This window comes from Streptomyces sp. NPDC001153, assembly GCF_053598315.1.
Map to the genome: position 1 here is coordinate 57826 of NZ_JBSFJZ010000045.1, position 14037 is coordinate 71862.

13 protein-coding genes and 2 pseudogenes are annotated in these 14037 nt (G+C 67.9%); 11 read left to right on the plus strand and 4 right to left on the minus strand.

Translation table 11 applies throughout. The features are described 5' to 3' along the window. Positions 1 to 72: 72 nt before the first annotated feature. Positions 73 to 162, plus strand: a pseudogene (locus ACWDEN_RS37945) (IS5/IS1182 family transposase); the annotation flags it as partial. Positions 163 to 321: 159 nt separating this feature from the next. Here ACWDEN_RS37945 and ACWDEN_RS37950 read toward each other — a convergent pair. Then, positions 322 to 741: a DUF5959 family protein gene (locus ACWDEN_RS37950; protein WP_351610811.1), complete on the minus strand. Its 420-nt coding sequence runs from the start codon at positions 739 to 741 to the stop codon at positions 322 to 324. 273 nt (positions 742 to 1014) lie between these two features. On the opposite strand from ACWDEN_RS37950, the pseudogene ACWDEN_RS37955 reads away from it, so the two are divergent. The 8 genes and pseudogenes from ACWDEN_RS37955 to ACWDEN_RS37990 all read left to right on the plus strand — a co-directional run. Beyond that, a pseudogene (locus ACWDEN_RS37955) lies at positions 1015 to 1158 on the plus strand (IS5/IS1182 family transposase); the annotation flags it as partial. 309 nt (positions 1159 to 1467) lie between these two features. Then, a complete protein-coding gene (locus tag ACWDEN_RS37960; protein ID WP_351610813.1) occupies positions 1468 to 2052 on the plus strand; it encodes a TerD family protein in 585 nt (194 codons plus the stop codon). Positions 2053 to 2496: 444 nt separating this feature from the next. Beyond that, positions 2497 to 3012, plus strand: coding sequence for a DUF6083 domain-containing protein (locus ACWDEN_RS37965; RefSeq protein ID WP_351610816.1), 516 nt, complete (start codon positions 2497 to 2499; stop codon positions 3010 to 3012). Positions 3013 to 3301: 289 nt separating this feature from the next. Further along, positions 3302 to 3550 (plus strand): hypothetical protein, encoded by a 249-nt coding sequence (locus ACWDEN_RS37970; protein WP_351610819.1) that lies wholly within the window; start codon positions 3302 to 3304, stop codon positions 3548 to 3550. 26 nt (positions 3551 to 3576) lie between these two features. Next, positions 3577 to 3768 carry a NucA/NucB deoxyribonuclease domain-containing protein gene (locus ACWDEN_RS37975; RefSeq protein ID WP_450862475.1) on the plus strand — a complete coding sequence of 64 codons (192 nt, stop codon included), beginning with the start codon at positions 3577 to 3579 and terminating at the stop codon, positions 3766 to 3768. A gap of 44 nt (positions 3769 to 3812) precedes the next feature. Continuing rightward, entirely contained in the window at positions 3813 to 4415 is a 603-nt protein-coding gene (locus ACWDEN_RS37980) for a hypothetical protein (protein WP_351610822.1), read from the plus strand. 118 nt (positions 4416 to 4533) lie between these two features. Beyond that, on the plus strand, positions 4534 to 5016 hold the full coding sequence (locus ACWDEN_RS37985) for a hypothetical protein (RefSeq protein WP_450862477.1): 483 nt from the start codon (positions 4534 to 4536) through the stop codon (positions 5014 to 5016). A gap of 1071 nt (positions 5017 to 6087) precedes the next feature. Then, positions 6088 to 6825, plus strand: a complete 738-nt coding sequence (locus ACWDEN_RS37990) for a hypothetical protein (protein WP_351610825.1) — start codon at positions 6088 to 6090, stop codon at positions 6823 to 6825. Positions 6826 to 6882: 57 nt separating this feature from the next. Here the strand turns inward: ACWDEN_RS37990 and ACWDEN_RS37995 are convergent, their stop codons facing one another. After that, positions 6883 to 7215 carry a helix-turn-helix domain-containing protein gene (locus tag ACWDEN_RS37995; RefSeq protein ID WP_351610828.1) on the minus strand — a complete coding sequence of 111 codons (333 nt, stop codon included), beginning with the start codon at positions 7213 to 7215 and terminating at the stop codon, positions 6883 to 6885. Between the two features lie 564 nt (positions 7216 to 7779). On the opposite strand from ACWDEN_RS37995, the gene ACWDEN_RS38000 reads away from it, so the two are divergent. After that, positions 7780 to 10011: an N-acetylmuramoyl-L-alanine amidase gene (locus tag ACWDEN_RS38000; RefSeq protein WP_450862480.1), complete on the plus strand. Its 2232-nt coding sequence runs from the start codon at positions 7780 to 7782 to the stop codon at positions 10009 to 10011. 297 nt (positions 10012 to 10308) lie between these two features. Here the strand turns inward: ACWDEN_RS38000 and ACWDEN_RS38005 are convergent, their stop codons facing one another. Continuing rightward, entirely contained in the window at positions 10309 to 11418 is a 1110-nt protein-coding gene (locus ACWDEN_RS38005; protein WP_450862482.1) for a sensor histidine kinase, read from the minus strand. Continuing rightward, the gene (locus tag ACWDEN_RS38010; protein ID WP_450862484.1) at positions 11411 to 12106 is read right to left on the minus strand and encodes a response regulator transcription factor; all 696 of its coding nucleotides are present in this window, start codon (positions 12104 to 12106) and stop codon (positions 11411 to 11413) included. Before ACWDEN_RS38010 ends, ACWDEN_RS38005 begins: the two co-directional genes overlap by 8 nt. Before the next feature lie 376 nt (positions 12107 to 12482). Between ACWDEN_RS38010 and ACWDEN_RS38015 the strand changes: the two genes are divergently transcribed. Further along, positions 12483 to 13565, plus strand: a complete 1083-nt coding sequence (locus ACWDEN_RS38015; protein ID WP_450862504.1) for an endonuclease/exonuclease/phosphatase family protein — start codon at positions 12483 to 12485, stop codon at positions 13563 to 13565. Positions 13566 to 14037 lie beyond the last annotated feature (472 nt).

Sequence of the window (14037 nt, forward strand, 5' to 3'; positions counted from 1 at the left end):
GCGGGCACACACCGGATCCGACCCCACCTGGACGTCCACGGTCGCTGCCGCTGTGGGACCGAGTACTACTGCAGGTACTCCATCAACGGGCAAGTGCCGGTCAGTGCGGAGACCAGACTCGTCATCTCGATCGGCCGGCCTCTGTCCGGGAACCGGAACGACTGGCGTTCGGCGAATCCGTGACCGCCTTTGCGTCCGGGCCCGCGTTGAGCGTGCCCTGGCGACGCCGTTGACGTCTCGGACCAGAGGGTCCGCGCCCTGCGTCGCCGCCCGCCGTGAGGAGAGCTGACAAACGCGCCGGGCAACTCCGCACCTGGACGGTCATCCAGCAAAGGCTCGCCGCACCTTCTCAAGACGCGCACGCTGATCATCGATCCAGCCGGCAGCCGGGTAGAGAGGCAAGCTGACCGTCACCTGCGACGACGGGCCGTCATGGACTGATACCCCGATCACACCAGGGCGCAGCGGCTTGATCTTGAGCTGAACCGTCCGTCCCGAGTTCAGCCACGACACGAACCGATTCCCGGCGAGCGCCCCCAGGGCCTCCTCCCAGTCATCGAGGTCATCGGATGTGACATAGACGGGGAAGCTGCCCGTGACGGTCTCGGTCTGCACGACGAACTCGCAGTCCAGAAAGTCCCTGCCCGGCGTTGGCCGCTCCAGCACCCGCAGAGAGACAACGTGACCGCTCGTCCCAGGAGGGTCGGCCAGATGAATCAGCTCGCCCAGCTCCTCTTCCACCACAGCCCCTCTCCGTCGGCCTTGAACAGCATCATCATTCCTGAGCCCGCCGACACACCGCGCCGAGGTGGGTGCAACCGATGCACGCAAACATTCCGCAACCCGTTGATCACCTTATGCTGCCGAAACTCGCGACAGACGTTCTTCGTTGTCACCTACGAAGCCGGCTGGGCATCTCCCCGGTATGTGGCGGGCGTTGAGGGCTGAACGGGGGTGGGTGGAGACGTTCACCGGGCTGCGGGTGAGGCAGTTGGGTCGCTGTCGCCGGGCGGGCGAGTGCCGACGGTCGCGGTGTGCCACCGCACGAACCTGACCATGCGGCAGCAGCTGGGGCCGCTGTTCGGCGTCTCCTCCTCCGCCGTGTGCGGTATCGCCCAACGGCTGGGACCGCTGCTCGCGCTCGAGCCCGTCTCCCGCCCGGCCGATGCCGGACCATGCCGACCAACGTGCTCTCCGTATCGCATCCGTCAGCGAGACGCTGCCGTCTGACGGGTTGGCCAGGGTTGCGAGCGATCGCTTCCTCGACACGCGTGACAGACTCAGAGCCTCAAGACGACTTGCCGCCTGCTGAGCGGAATCACTGTCTGCCTTCCTACCCCCACCTGGCCATACGAACGCACACTGCCTCCCGAAGCGCAGAAACTTCTTGACCCGTTGGGCGGAGCCCCGCAAGCTCCCAGCACACTCACCGTGTCGCAGTTCCTTCACCAAGAGGATGAATCACGCATGATCACGCTGACCAAGGACGACGGCCCGGCCGATCTGGACGGAGTCGCCCACCTGTCGATCGGGGTGTCCTGGGATCCCACCGGGGGCGCCAGTGGCGGAGTCATGGGCGTGCTCCGCCGCAAGGCCGGCACCGACCTGGACCTGATCGCCATCGCCATGCAGGGTTCGGACCCGGTGCGCCTGGCCGGCCTGGATTCTCTTGATCCCATGGGCAACGGCTCCCTGGTGCACAGTGGGGACAATCAGACCGGCCGCGGGGATGGGGATGATGAGACGGTGACGGTCGAGTTCGCCCGCATCCCCGGCAACATCACCTCGATCGTGTTCGTCGCTGCTGCCTTCAAGAGGGGCAGTTCCTTTCAGAAGGCGCGCAACATCAGCTTCAAGGTGTACGACGCCACCGGCGGAAGCTCCCAGCAGGTCGCCGACATCTGGCCCAGCCTTCTCACCCAGGACAACGGCTGCGCCGTGGCCAAGGCCATGCGCGTGGGCGAGACCTGGAAGCTCGAAGTGATCAATGTGACCGGGAAGATCAAGCAGGGCGACGAGCATGCCCTGATGCGTTTCGCGATGAGCAAGTAGTGCCGCTGCGCTGTCCGTCCCGCGTGCCCAGGGGCACGCGGGACGAACAAACCGGAAGGGATGGCCGAGCGCCGGTCACGGCGGCCCGGACGGCCGTCGGGTCCGGTTGGGAGGGGTCGGCGGTCCCGGGGGAAGCATCGCGGCACGCCCGGAGACCTGTACGTCGCCGTTCAGTTCCAGCGCGGTCGATCGAGCCCGCTCGATGGCACCAGCCCCGTTCGACCACGGCGATCCGCCGTCAACCTTCGGAACGAGCACGGTGTCCTCGCCAGGCTGCCCCTCAACGATCCGCCAACACCTACCTGTTGGGCGCTCAGCCATTGGGTCTTGGCCGCTGCGGCAGAGCCCATGGGTGCTCCCCATGCTTCCGTAGCCGCCGTACGTGACTGTGAGCCCCACGCGTCTGCCGCCGCTTTGCCCGAATCGTGCCCTACCCCCAGTCTCGTGTCCGCCCGCACCCTCGACAGCATGGGGGCATACGACAGCATCATCCCGTTACCGGGGCCGGGTCCGGACGGGCACCGGCAGCCGCCGACGGGGACTCCCCAGCCCTGGGAGAAAGCGGATCTGGCACAGGCGATGGTCGATGGCGCTACCGGCCCCGAGCCTCCCGCCCCGCCGTTGTGCCCGAACTGCGGGCTGCCCGGGGAGCGCCGTCTCACCTACACCCGGCGGCATGTCCTGCTCGAGCCCCGCCTCATCCTGCCTGGCCACCTCGTCCCTGGCGGACACCGTTGGTACATCGACAGCAGCAGCGGGAGAGCCTGGAACGCCGTCCTGGACGAGCCGTTTGCCGGCGCGCGCTGCCGCATTCCGCATCGCCTGGCCTGCCCCGGTCTCACCCTCGATGAGGTCCAGCCATGGACGTGGCTGACTAAGGTGCGAGAACTGAACGCCCTCAAGGCGCGGCAGCAGTCGGACGAGGGCGGCTACGCGGGAGAACTGTCCGACACCGGCTGACCAAATGGCGATCACGCGGGAAGCGCTGCACGCCTGCGACGGCCAACAGCTCTCAGCATGCGCGGGGGGCGCTTCGAACCACGACCTTGGGCTGGACCGGTGGGGGGCGACCAGGGAACCATAAGCGTTCAACGCGGTCTGCTTGACAGGCCGCTGCGGTGGTGGTCATGCGCGCACCCACATCGAGCAACCAGGCCCGTGTCATATTCCTTCGGCGTACCAAAAACCTCCGCGCAGATATATCTAGAAACCGGCACAGTCAGCGAAGGCGGATCGCTACCGTGGTCGGATGGACACAGAGAGTTCGCCGCCTCTCGATAACGCAAACCTCCGCCGTCAGCTCGTCGTGCACGAGGAAGAGGTCCGTCGCCTGGCGAAGCAACTCGGCATCGCAGGCGAGTTCCAGGCATGCTGCACGGTGCGCGACGCGGCGGACTTACTGCTCGCTGCCGGCCGCGCGCTCGCCGCTGAGACGCCCTGCCGGACCACGACGCACACCACAGCCGTTCTGTATGCGCTCTGCCGAACAGGCGTATAACCCGTTCGTAGAAGGTGCCGTCGGGCATGCGGTGCGTGGGACGGACCTCGTGCGATGAGCACCCGTTCGCCTCGCTCCCACGAGGGCAGCACGCACTTGCCGGCGAACAGCGCACGATCACCTGGGTGACCGAGCAGGAGAACATCAGCCAGGGCGGTGCCATCATCACACCTGGTGCTGCCAGTTCCACGTCATGGATCACAACCCCTTCTACGTGATCGTCTGACCTGGAACACCACCTGTGCAGAGAAGGGAGCCATCCATGCTGGTGTACGAGTCGGCCTTCACCGTCGACCTCGGTGAAGACGGCTACATCTTCGGGTTCGCCGAGCACGACGGCTACCCGGCCCAGATGCCGTTCGGCTGGCGCTGCGGACCCGTAGACGAATTCAGCGTCGTGGTGATGACGACCACCGACACAGGCTCCCTGCAGGTGACGGTCCAGGTTCATGACGGCCGCCCCGAACCGGAAGCCGGTAACCAGTGGGAGCCCGCTGAAGAGGTCAGCCTGCTGTGCGACGGTGAGCCCGCCCACCTGGAGCTCCTCGCCCCGGGCGACGTCACGGACACATGGCCCGAGGATGCCCCCGCCCTCCGGATGCCTCCCTCACCTGATGCCGAACAGTGGGTGAGGATGCGGATGTACTGCCGTGCAGATGACTACGAGCCCGGCATCGGGGACCGCGGCGAGCGCCACCTGATCCAGCTGTGGCCCGCCCCGCCCACCGACCCCGTACATCCGCCCGTCACGGACGAAGACCGCCAGGCCCGTACCGAGTACGCCACCGCCATGGCACGCCAGGCCGAGGCATACGGGGTCGATTACACGGTGTGTCTGACAGGCGACGTCCTGGGCGGCTCCTGAAAGCTCCGTCAGCGCGCCGGCACGTGTCCTGACGCCCCGGCCGGGACCTGCTGGACCACTGCCCCGGCGACCGTGCTGGGCGGGGGCGCAGTTCAGCGCCAGCGCCTTGCGTCGGACTGTGTACGGCGCCTGGGGCGGATGTTCGTCCTCGGTGCGGGCCTCATTGTTCCGCCTGGAGTACTTCGTACCTCAAGGCAGGACCCTGGAGGCAGGCGGCACGCTCTGGTTCAGCATCCAGGGGCTGCCGCCGGGTTGGGACATGGTCAAGGTCGCCTCCCCGGCTCTGCAGGAGCCGGTCAGCCTGACTCCCGTGTCGAAAGGGTCGTCTCAGTCGGCGCAGGTCGACAAGGCGGGGGAAGAACCCCGCGTCCGCTCGGATCTGCGCGCCGGCAGTCATCCGGTCGCCGCGACCCGTCACGGCCGTATCGTCGCCACAGCGCGACTGAAGGTCGCGGCCAAGGGTTCGGCGGAGATCAGCCGGTTCGGCATAAGTCCGGCGGACGCGTTTCCCGGCAGCGACCCATCCGCCTCTGTACGGCCCGGCAGCGAGGTCCGGGTGGTATCACCGATCTGCAGGCCGTACCAGACGAGGGCTCGCTGACGGTCACCTCGCCCGTCTTCAACGGCCCTTTGACCATCACGACGGCAGTGCGGACCATCCGAGGTGCAAATGCGACGACGGCGGCACGGTCCATGCGGGCCAGACGCGTGTCCGTGACGACGTGCCCGCGGGTCGCTACACGCTGACCGCGGTCAGCCATCCTGGGCAGCAGACCACCAAGCAGCACGTCACGGTGGCCGGCGGCGGGAGGCCTGACCCTCGCCTCGGGAGGCGCGATCGCGGTACACCGCCGCCGCTCAGGCACGACCGCCGCGTCCGCCTGAGCGGTGCTGCGCGAGAAGTCCGAGGACTGCTACGGCGAGGACGGCGGTGCCGTACCGGGGAGGTCCCCAGCAGGCCGACCGGAGCGCGTAGATCTCCCTGTCCGGCGGACACTCTCCGACGACCTCGCCTGCGACCCCGGCCACTCCTCACCGGCGGTCCGGGCTCGACTGCGCCTCCCGGCACACAGAGAGGCGGTACGACGGTTGCCGTCGACTACTCGCGTGTGCGGCCCGCGGCCGGTTCGGGCGTCCTCCTCCACGGCAGCAGTGCGGGCTGATCGGCGGCGGGGGAGTGACACGTCGAGGACGAAGGCGAGAAGGGAGGCGGCGCCGGCCACGGCCAAGGCCGACGTTTCGCAGGCACCGACGGGGATGACCGCCCTCGCCGGCCAGTCCTTCGCCGGACCTCCCCGGATCGAACAAGCCAGAGCGCCTGTCGCGATCACGATCGAGACTCCCGTTCGACGGCCACCGCTCAAGATGAGAAGGAAAACAGCTACTGACGTGACAAGCGGATTTCTGGATGGGCCGGACACGCTGGCCCATTGTCGCTGAAAGTGACGGCGTGGTGTCACGTTGGCTGTCATTATCGACTCCACTCGCGGCAGCACTCGAGGACAGGTGGGCGGCGAGAGGGCTGAGCGCTGGTGTGCCATGTGCCGAGAGGGAGGCTTCCTGGAATCCGCACGCTGAAGGCGGTCCGGTCTGTCCGTGGAACGTCTTGGGGGCGCCGTCGATGAGTTGGCTTCACCACACCTGGCTGGCTGACTACGTGCTACCTGCTGCCGTGAGCGCGGCCATCGCGTGGGTGGGGCTGGCGCGCGAGTTCTCCGGAAAGGGGCGGATGCTCGGCAGCTGGGCGTCGTCTTCTCTGATGCTGCTCGTGCTGGCGCTGATGGGTGCGGTGGCGGCCGGTGCCGTGGTGCTGCTGCCGCACGCGGCGTCGATTCCTCCAGTGATCGCGGGCGCCGCGACGGGGGCCACCGCGCTGCCCCGACGCAAACAGGACGAGACGGCGCAGCCGTACATCAAGTTCATGACCCTGGGTATCGCTCTGGTCAGGGAGCGGCTGGTGCAGCGTGTGCACCTCGACGCCTGTACCTGGTCGGACCGCTTTCTGTGCGGTATCGAAACGTCTGCCCAGCTCAGGGTGTTCGTCCACGATCTCAAGCTGTACCTGCTGGAGCGGTATCCGCTCGCCGCCGAGACCAAGACGATCAACGCGATCTACACGGAGGTGGAGGCGGCGATCGACATGGCGCTGGACGTGCAGACAGGAATCGACGAGGCGTGCCGCCAGGCCGGGCGTGAACCGACCGATGATGAACTCATCGCCCGCCGCCAGGCGTTCGGCACCGCCCTCGCGCAGTGCGGACACCTGCTGCGCTTCGCGTACGCTCACGGCCGTCGCAGCGAGAACGGAGAGCTTCAGACCCTGCGTGCCAAGGCGATGTCCAACGACGCGTTCCACAGTCCGGTTCTGCCGCCACAGCGTCGCTGGTTCGAACGCTGGCTTGCCCGCTGAAAGAAGGCGGTCAGCCGTTGGCGGGATGGCTGTGCGGCAACACGTGCCGGCCCCGGATCAGTGACGGGCGGGGAGCCCGCTGCTCCTGATGGGCGACGAGTCCGCGCTGCGGCCGGCTTTGGCGTCCGTCGTCTGTCCTCGGGGACAGAATGTGATCTGGACGTCGGCATCCAGTGCCTCCGCTACGGCGGCGAGGGTGCGGACTGTCAGATTCGCCTCGCCGGACATGATCTGGCTGACACGGCCGGGGCTGACGCCCATGGCCGCAGCCAGATCGGAGCGGGTCTTGCCCTGCCCTGCCAGCAGGCCGGCCAGGGAGGCCGTCGCCTGCCGCGCTATCCGGGAGGCCGCTGACGTCGTCCGGCTCTCGTCACGGGCAAAAATGCCCATGATTCACCCCCAACTCATGGAGAGACAACGCTCGTTGCCACTCCATCAGCATGCCACCTTTAGCTTTGGCTAAAAACTCGGTTGGTGAAGAATCTACGCCTGATACTCCCGTCCAAACCACTGACCTGCAGCAGTGCGGCGTGAAACTGCCGCGAAATCACCCTTTTGGGTCGGTGATCCTGTGGGCGACTCGGGACGAGTCGTGCCCGGTTCGAGATGTGTGACGTTTGAACATTCTGGTGCGCTGTTGTTTCAGGGCGCTCATGTGACAGCTGTGCCCTGCTCGGACAGTGACGGCGACAACGGGGCTTCAGGGTGGGAATGAGAACTGAACACAGGGTTCGGCGCGGTCGTCGGGCCGGGCTGAAAACGCGCACGTGGGTGGCGCTCGGGGCGGTGATCGCCGGGGGCAGTGCCGCTGTCGCGACCGTCGCGATGGCCGGGTCGGGGGGCCGTGCTTCGGGCGTGCCGGGACCGATCAAGACGCATGTCCGGTCGCTGGCTCTGAGCGGGGCGAGCGCGTCACTCAAGACGCTGGGGGCCCAGTCCACGGATCCGTTCAGCATGGTGGGCGTCACTTGGAACGGCGCGCACGCCAAGCTGCGCGGCACGGTGGAGGTGCGCACCCGCTCCGCCGCCGGCGGCCACTGGACGCCGTGGCTGAAGATGCAGCAGCCGGACGACGTCCCCGACCCGGCCGAGCTGAACCGTCCCGGGGTACGGGGCGGGATGTCGCCGATGTGGACGGGGCCGTCGAACGGCATCCAGGTCCGCGCAACCGGCGCGGGCAAGACGACTGGGCTGCCGACCGGGCTGAGGGTGGACCTGGTCGACCCGGGCAAGGCCGCCACGGGCACCGGGGGCGCCACCGGCTCCGGCATGGCCCCGGCGGGCTACGCCATGGACGCGACGGCCACCGACACCGCTACGGCCACCGACGCGGCCACGCCGACGGACACGTCCACTGCGGCCGACACCGCGACGGCCAGCGACAGCGCCGCCCCGACCGACACGGCCACGGCGACGGGCTCGGCCACTCCCACGGCCACGGACTCCACCTCCGCCGCGCCGTCCACCGGCACTTCGCCCTCCGCCTCCGGCTCGGCGAGCGCCTCGCCGACGACCTGGCCGAGTCAGCTGCCGACCATGGACCAGGCGTATCCGTCCTGCCCGGCCTCCTCGGCCAGCCCCTCCGCGTCGGCGTCCCCGACCGCGCCGGACCCGATGCCGGCCACGACCACCTCGACGGTGGCGCCGCCGACCGTGGTCACCCGGGCCGGCTGGGGCGCGGACGAGTGTGCCCGGGAGGCCGGATATCCGTCATACGGCTCGTCGGCGAAGGTGATGTTCGTCCACCACACGGACACAACGAACAACTACTCCTGCGCCGACTCCCCGGCGATCGTGCGGGGCATCTACGCCGAGCACCTCAACCAGGGCTGGCGCGACCTCGGCTACAACTTCCTCGTCGACAAGTGCGGCACCATCTTCGAGGGCCGCTTCGGCGGGATGGCGCTGCCCGTCGTCGGCGCGCAGACCTACGGGTTCAACACCAACAGCATGGGCGTGGCCGCCATCGGCACGTACACCGACCTCAGCGGCGGTGACTCCACGGCCAGCACCTTCCCCGGGGCCACGCCGAGCCAGGCGATGCTGGGCTCGATCGCCCGGATCGCGGCCTGGAAGTTCGGCATGACCGGGATGAACCCGGGCACCGGTACCGCGTCGCTGCCCGAGGGTGCCTCCGACAGCTCCGGCTTCACACTGGGCAACAGCTACAACTTCAATGTGATCTCCGGGCACCGCAACGGCTTCGCCACCGACTGCCCCGGCAACCAGCTCTACAACGCCCTGAGCACGATCCGCTCCTACGCGGCCGGCCCGGTCAGTGCCGTCACCGTCACCGGAATGTCCGGCGGGGCGACCAAGTCCGGGACGAGCTATTACACCAAGGGCGCGGCCACGGTGAGCTGGACGACCTCCACGCCGTCCGCGGTGATCTCCGGCTTCGACGTCCTGGTCGACGGCAAGGCCGTGGCTCATGCTTCCGGTTCCGACCGCTCCGCCTCGATCTCGGTGGCCGCAGGCAGCCACACGGTCCAGGTGCGCGCCACCCACGTCAGCGGCTCGACCACGCTGTCCGGTTCGGTCACCCTGGTCGGCGACACCACCGCGCCCACCTTCCCGACCGCTCCCGGCGTGAGTGTGCGCACCGGCACGGTGAGTTCGACAGCGGTTCCGGTCACGGTGACCTGGAAGGCATCCGACAACGCGGCACTGGCCAAGGTCCTTGCGACCTCGCCCTCCTCGGCCACCTTCGGCCCTACGGTGGCCTCCTGGGCGACCAGCGCCAAGCCCGGAAGCTCGGACCTGTTCGCGCTGAAGGCGTACGACGTGGCAGGAAACAGCGTCGGCGCCTCCGTCTACCGGACGCCGTCGATCATCCAGGAGACCTCCACCACCCGCACCGGCACCTGGACCCACAAGAGCAGCACCAGCTACCTGGGCGGCTACTCCTACAGCTCCTCCTCGGCCGGTGCCTCGATGAGCTGGACCTTCACCGGCCGCTCGGTGGCCTGGATCGTCTCGCGGGCCTCCACCTCCGGCCAGGCGTACGTCTACGTTGACGGCACCAAGGTCACCACGGTGGACCTGAAGTCCTCCACCACGCTGTACCGACAGGCGATCTGGACCAAGACCTGGTCCAGCTCCGGCAAGCACACCCTGAAGATCGTCGTGGTCGGCACCTCGGGCCGCCCGACGGTCACCACCGACGGTATCGCGACCATCGGCTGACCGGCCGACCGCACCTGACGAAGGAGCCCTCTGCCCGCGGCAAGTCCGCGGACAGAGGGCTCCTTTCATGCGAGGCAATCATCGCTGTTCGCCGCCGGGCGGGCACCTGACCGGAGTTGTCACCCACGGGCCGGCACCCAGGTGGGCGCGCTCGGGTCGGTCACCAGCTGCACGTTCACTCCGTGCCGACGGTGCACCCGATCAGTGCCGACGCTGAGAATGCTCACTGGTCATCGAATGGAACTTCCCTGATCGGGAGTTGCACCGAACGATGCACGGTCCTGCTCGGTGCTCTCGTTACCTGTCGGAGCGCGGGTCTGTCGTGGGTAGTTCCACAGTGATGCGGATCCCGCCAGCGGGGCGCGGGGTGAGGGTGAGGGTTCCGTCGTGTGCGTGGGTGATGGTTTTGACGATTGTCAGGCCGAGGCCGACGCCTGCGTGGTCGGTGTGTATGCGCTCGGTGCCGCGCTGGAAGGGTTCGGTGAGCGTCGAAGCAAGCTCTGGGGTGACCTGCTCGCCGGTGTTCTCGACAGTGAGCACCGCACTGTGCGGGCGGACGCTGGTATTCACCCACACGATGCCTTTTTCAGGCAGATTGTGGACGATCGCGTTCTGCACGAGGTTCATGGTCAGCTGCAGGAGGAGTGCGTGCGATCCGATCGTGGGGGTGATGTCGCCGCAGGTCTCGATGGTGACGCCACGCTTCTCTGCGAGGGGCAGGAGCGTTTCGGTGGCTTCTTCCGCTACGAGAGACAGGTCGACGTGTTCTCGGGTGAAGGACCGCTGCTCAGCACGGCTGAGCAGGAGCAATGCCTCGGTAAGGTCGATCGCCCGGGTGTTGACGGCGTGGAGGCGGGCGATGAGTTCGCCGGTGTCGTGGTTCGGATCGGTGCGGGCCACGTCGAGAAGTGCCTTCGAGATCGCCAGCGGGGTGCGCAACTCGTGCGAGGCGTTGGCTGCGAATCTCTGCTGTTCGGCGACGTGTGCTTCGAGCCGTGCCAGCATCGTGTCGAAGGCGTCGGCGAGTTCGCGGAACTCATCTGTGCGGCCCGGTAGCCGGATTCGGTGGGAGAGCTCTCCGGTCGAGGCCAGGCGGGTGGCGTCGGTGATGCGGGTCAGGGGGGCGAGCATGCGCCCGGCGAGGATCCACCCTCCCACGAGGCCGAACATCAGCAGGAATGCCAACACTGCGGCTGCCCTCGGAGCGAAAACGCGGAGGAGGTTGGACCGGACGGGAAAAACCCCATGAGTGAGGGTGCCAGAGGAGATGATGAGCGCACGTTCAGGGACGTAACGCAGGAGGAACACCCACACGGCAGCAAGCAGCAAGGCACCCGCCAGCATGAGGAATCCGGCGTAGCTGAGGGTGAGTTTGAGGCGAACGCTCAGCCCCGGCGTTCTATCCACGGTCTCCTCCCTCGTGTCCGGCCTCTGGCTGTGTGTCGATGCGGTAGCCGACGCCGGGCACGGTGGCGATGATCCACGGTTCGCCGAGACGCTTGCGCAGTGCCGAGACGGTGATGCGCACGGCGTTGGTGAAGGGGTCGGCGTTCTCATCCCAGGCGCGTTCCAGGAGTTCTTCGGCGCTGACGACTCCTCCTTCGGCGGCGACGAGGACTTCGAGCACGGCGAACTGTTTCCGGGTGAGCGCGACGTAACGGTCGTCGCGGTAGACCTCTCTGCGGAACGGGTCCAGGCGCAGGCCTGCGATCTCTCGCACGGGTGGTCTGTTGTGGGCGCGCCTGCGGTCGAGTGCTCTGAGCCTGAGCGCGAGTTCCTGGAGTTCGAAGGGTTTTGTGAGGTAGTCGTCGGCGCCGAGTTCGAACCCGGAGGCCTTGTCGTCGAGACGGTCGGCTGCGGTGAGCATGAGGATCGGCATGCCGCTGCCGGAGGCGACGATGCGTGTGGCGATCTCGTCGCCGGACGGTCCGGGGATGTCGCGGTCGAGGATGGCGATGTCGTAGGTGTTGATGCTCAGCAGTTCCAGAGCGGTGCTGCCGTCACCTGCGATGTCGGCCGCGATCGCTTCCAGGCGTAGGCCGTCGCGGATGGCTTCCGCCAGAAAGGGTTCGTCCTCGACGATCAACACGCGCATGCTCTTGATGCTACGAGCCGGCGCATATCGCCGGCATATCGAAAATCCCATACGTGCCGGCAACACAACGCTGCGTTGACTGGCGGCATGAACCTCTCCCCGCCGTCAGCGCGGACAACGAGCCGCCGGAATCACCGGCGTCCGGTTGTGGGCCTGAGAGCCGACGTCGCAGCGATCGCCGGACCCCTCGGCTGTCCGCATACGTCTCGCAATGAGCACCGTGGTGCGCTCAGTGCGACAGACTGCCTCCATCCCGACGGCATGACGCTCTTCGATGACACCCGCGCATGTGTGCCACCCCACCCAGGACCCGAGGATGCAGTCAGTGACCAGCACTTCTCGCACCGACAGCACCGACGGTGAGCGCGGACGGACGATGCCGCAGGCGGACATGGCGGAGACCGGACAAGCCGACGCTAGCTGCTGGAATACGGGCGCTGGCACCTGGCGCACGGGCATCCGCCGGGCGATACGCGCCGCCTCCCGGCCGGGGCCCTGGAAACGCGGTCCGGTGCTCGCGGTGCTGGCGCTGCTGCTCGGGCTGCTCATGCTGCTGCACGCGAAGATCCCGAACCGGGGGATCGGGAACCTCGGCAGCCTGGCAGAGACCTTCCTGCCGTGGTCCGGCCTGTTCATCCCGGTGCTGCTGGCCGGGTCGCTGTGGCGCCGCTCCGCCTCCGCGGTGGTCGCGCTGCTGCTGCCGGTCATCGTGTGGCTGAACCTCTTCGGCGGGTTGCTCGGCGACAAGTCCCACCCGGGCAGCGACCTCACCGTGGCCGAACAAAACGTCAATGCCGACAATCCCGACCCGGTCGGCACCGCCCGCGACCTGGCCGCCTCCGGCGCGGACGTACTGGCTCTGGTGGAGCTGACCCCGCAGGCCACGGGCACGTACGAGAAGGAGCTGGCGAAGGCATATCCGTACCACACGGTGCAGGGCACGGTTGGGCTGTGGAGCAAGCTGCCGCTGTCGGACACCCGGCCGGTCGACATCAAGATGGACTACGGGCCGCTGGCGGACACCAAGCCGGCCGACATCAAGATGGCCTCGAACCGGGCGCTGCGCACCACGGTCGCCACGGACCACGGGCCGCTGGCGGTCTATGTGGCCCACTTGGGGTCCGTACGGGTGATGCCCAGGGGAGGCTTCTGGACGGACCAGCGGGACAGAGGCGCGCAGGCGCTCGGCACGGCCATCGGCGCCGATCCGAGTCCGCGGGTGGTGCTGCTTGGCGACCTGAACGGCTCCACGGACGACCGCGCGTTCGCCGCCATCACCTCGCAGCTGCGCTCGGCCCAGGACGAGGCCGGGAACGGCTTCGGCTTCACCTGGCCGGCAGAGTTCCCGATGGTGCGGATCGACCAGATCCTGGTCAGAGGCGTGAAGCCGGAGAGCTCGTGGGTGCTGCCAGCCACCGGCAGCGACCACCTGGCGGTGGCGGCCGGAATCAGCTGGTGAACACCGCGTAATGGAGGCGGATGGCGTGGTGCCCCCGAGGTGGGTCGAGCGTTCCGGGAATTCCGGGTAGAAGGTCATGTGCCTTGGGGTGTCGGCGACTGCGACGTTGATGAGGTGGAGCATGGGCGCCGGGGTCCACGACGACGATCTCCCCGGGCGAGGCGGTCGCGGTGAGGGGATGCTGTTCGAGGCAGTCGCTCAGGCGCCCGGTCTGCTGCGCTGTGGCGAGGCCGCCAGGTGCATGCCGCATGAGGTGCGCAGTGCCATGACCTCCGGAATGTGGCGGGGCCGGATGCGGCCGTGCGCCGGGCGGGACACGTTTCACTCGGCAGGCTCCGGATGCTACAGCTGGTGGAGAACCAGGTACGTCGGCCCAAGGCACCGTCCGCCGGACCTCGTACTGACCGCCAGGCCGGCCGGTGCCGCCCCGCCGTCCAGGACGTGACGGCACGCAGTCTCACAGGGCTGCACG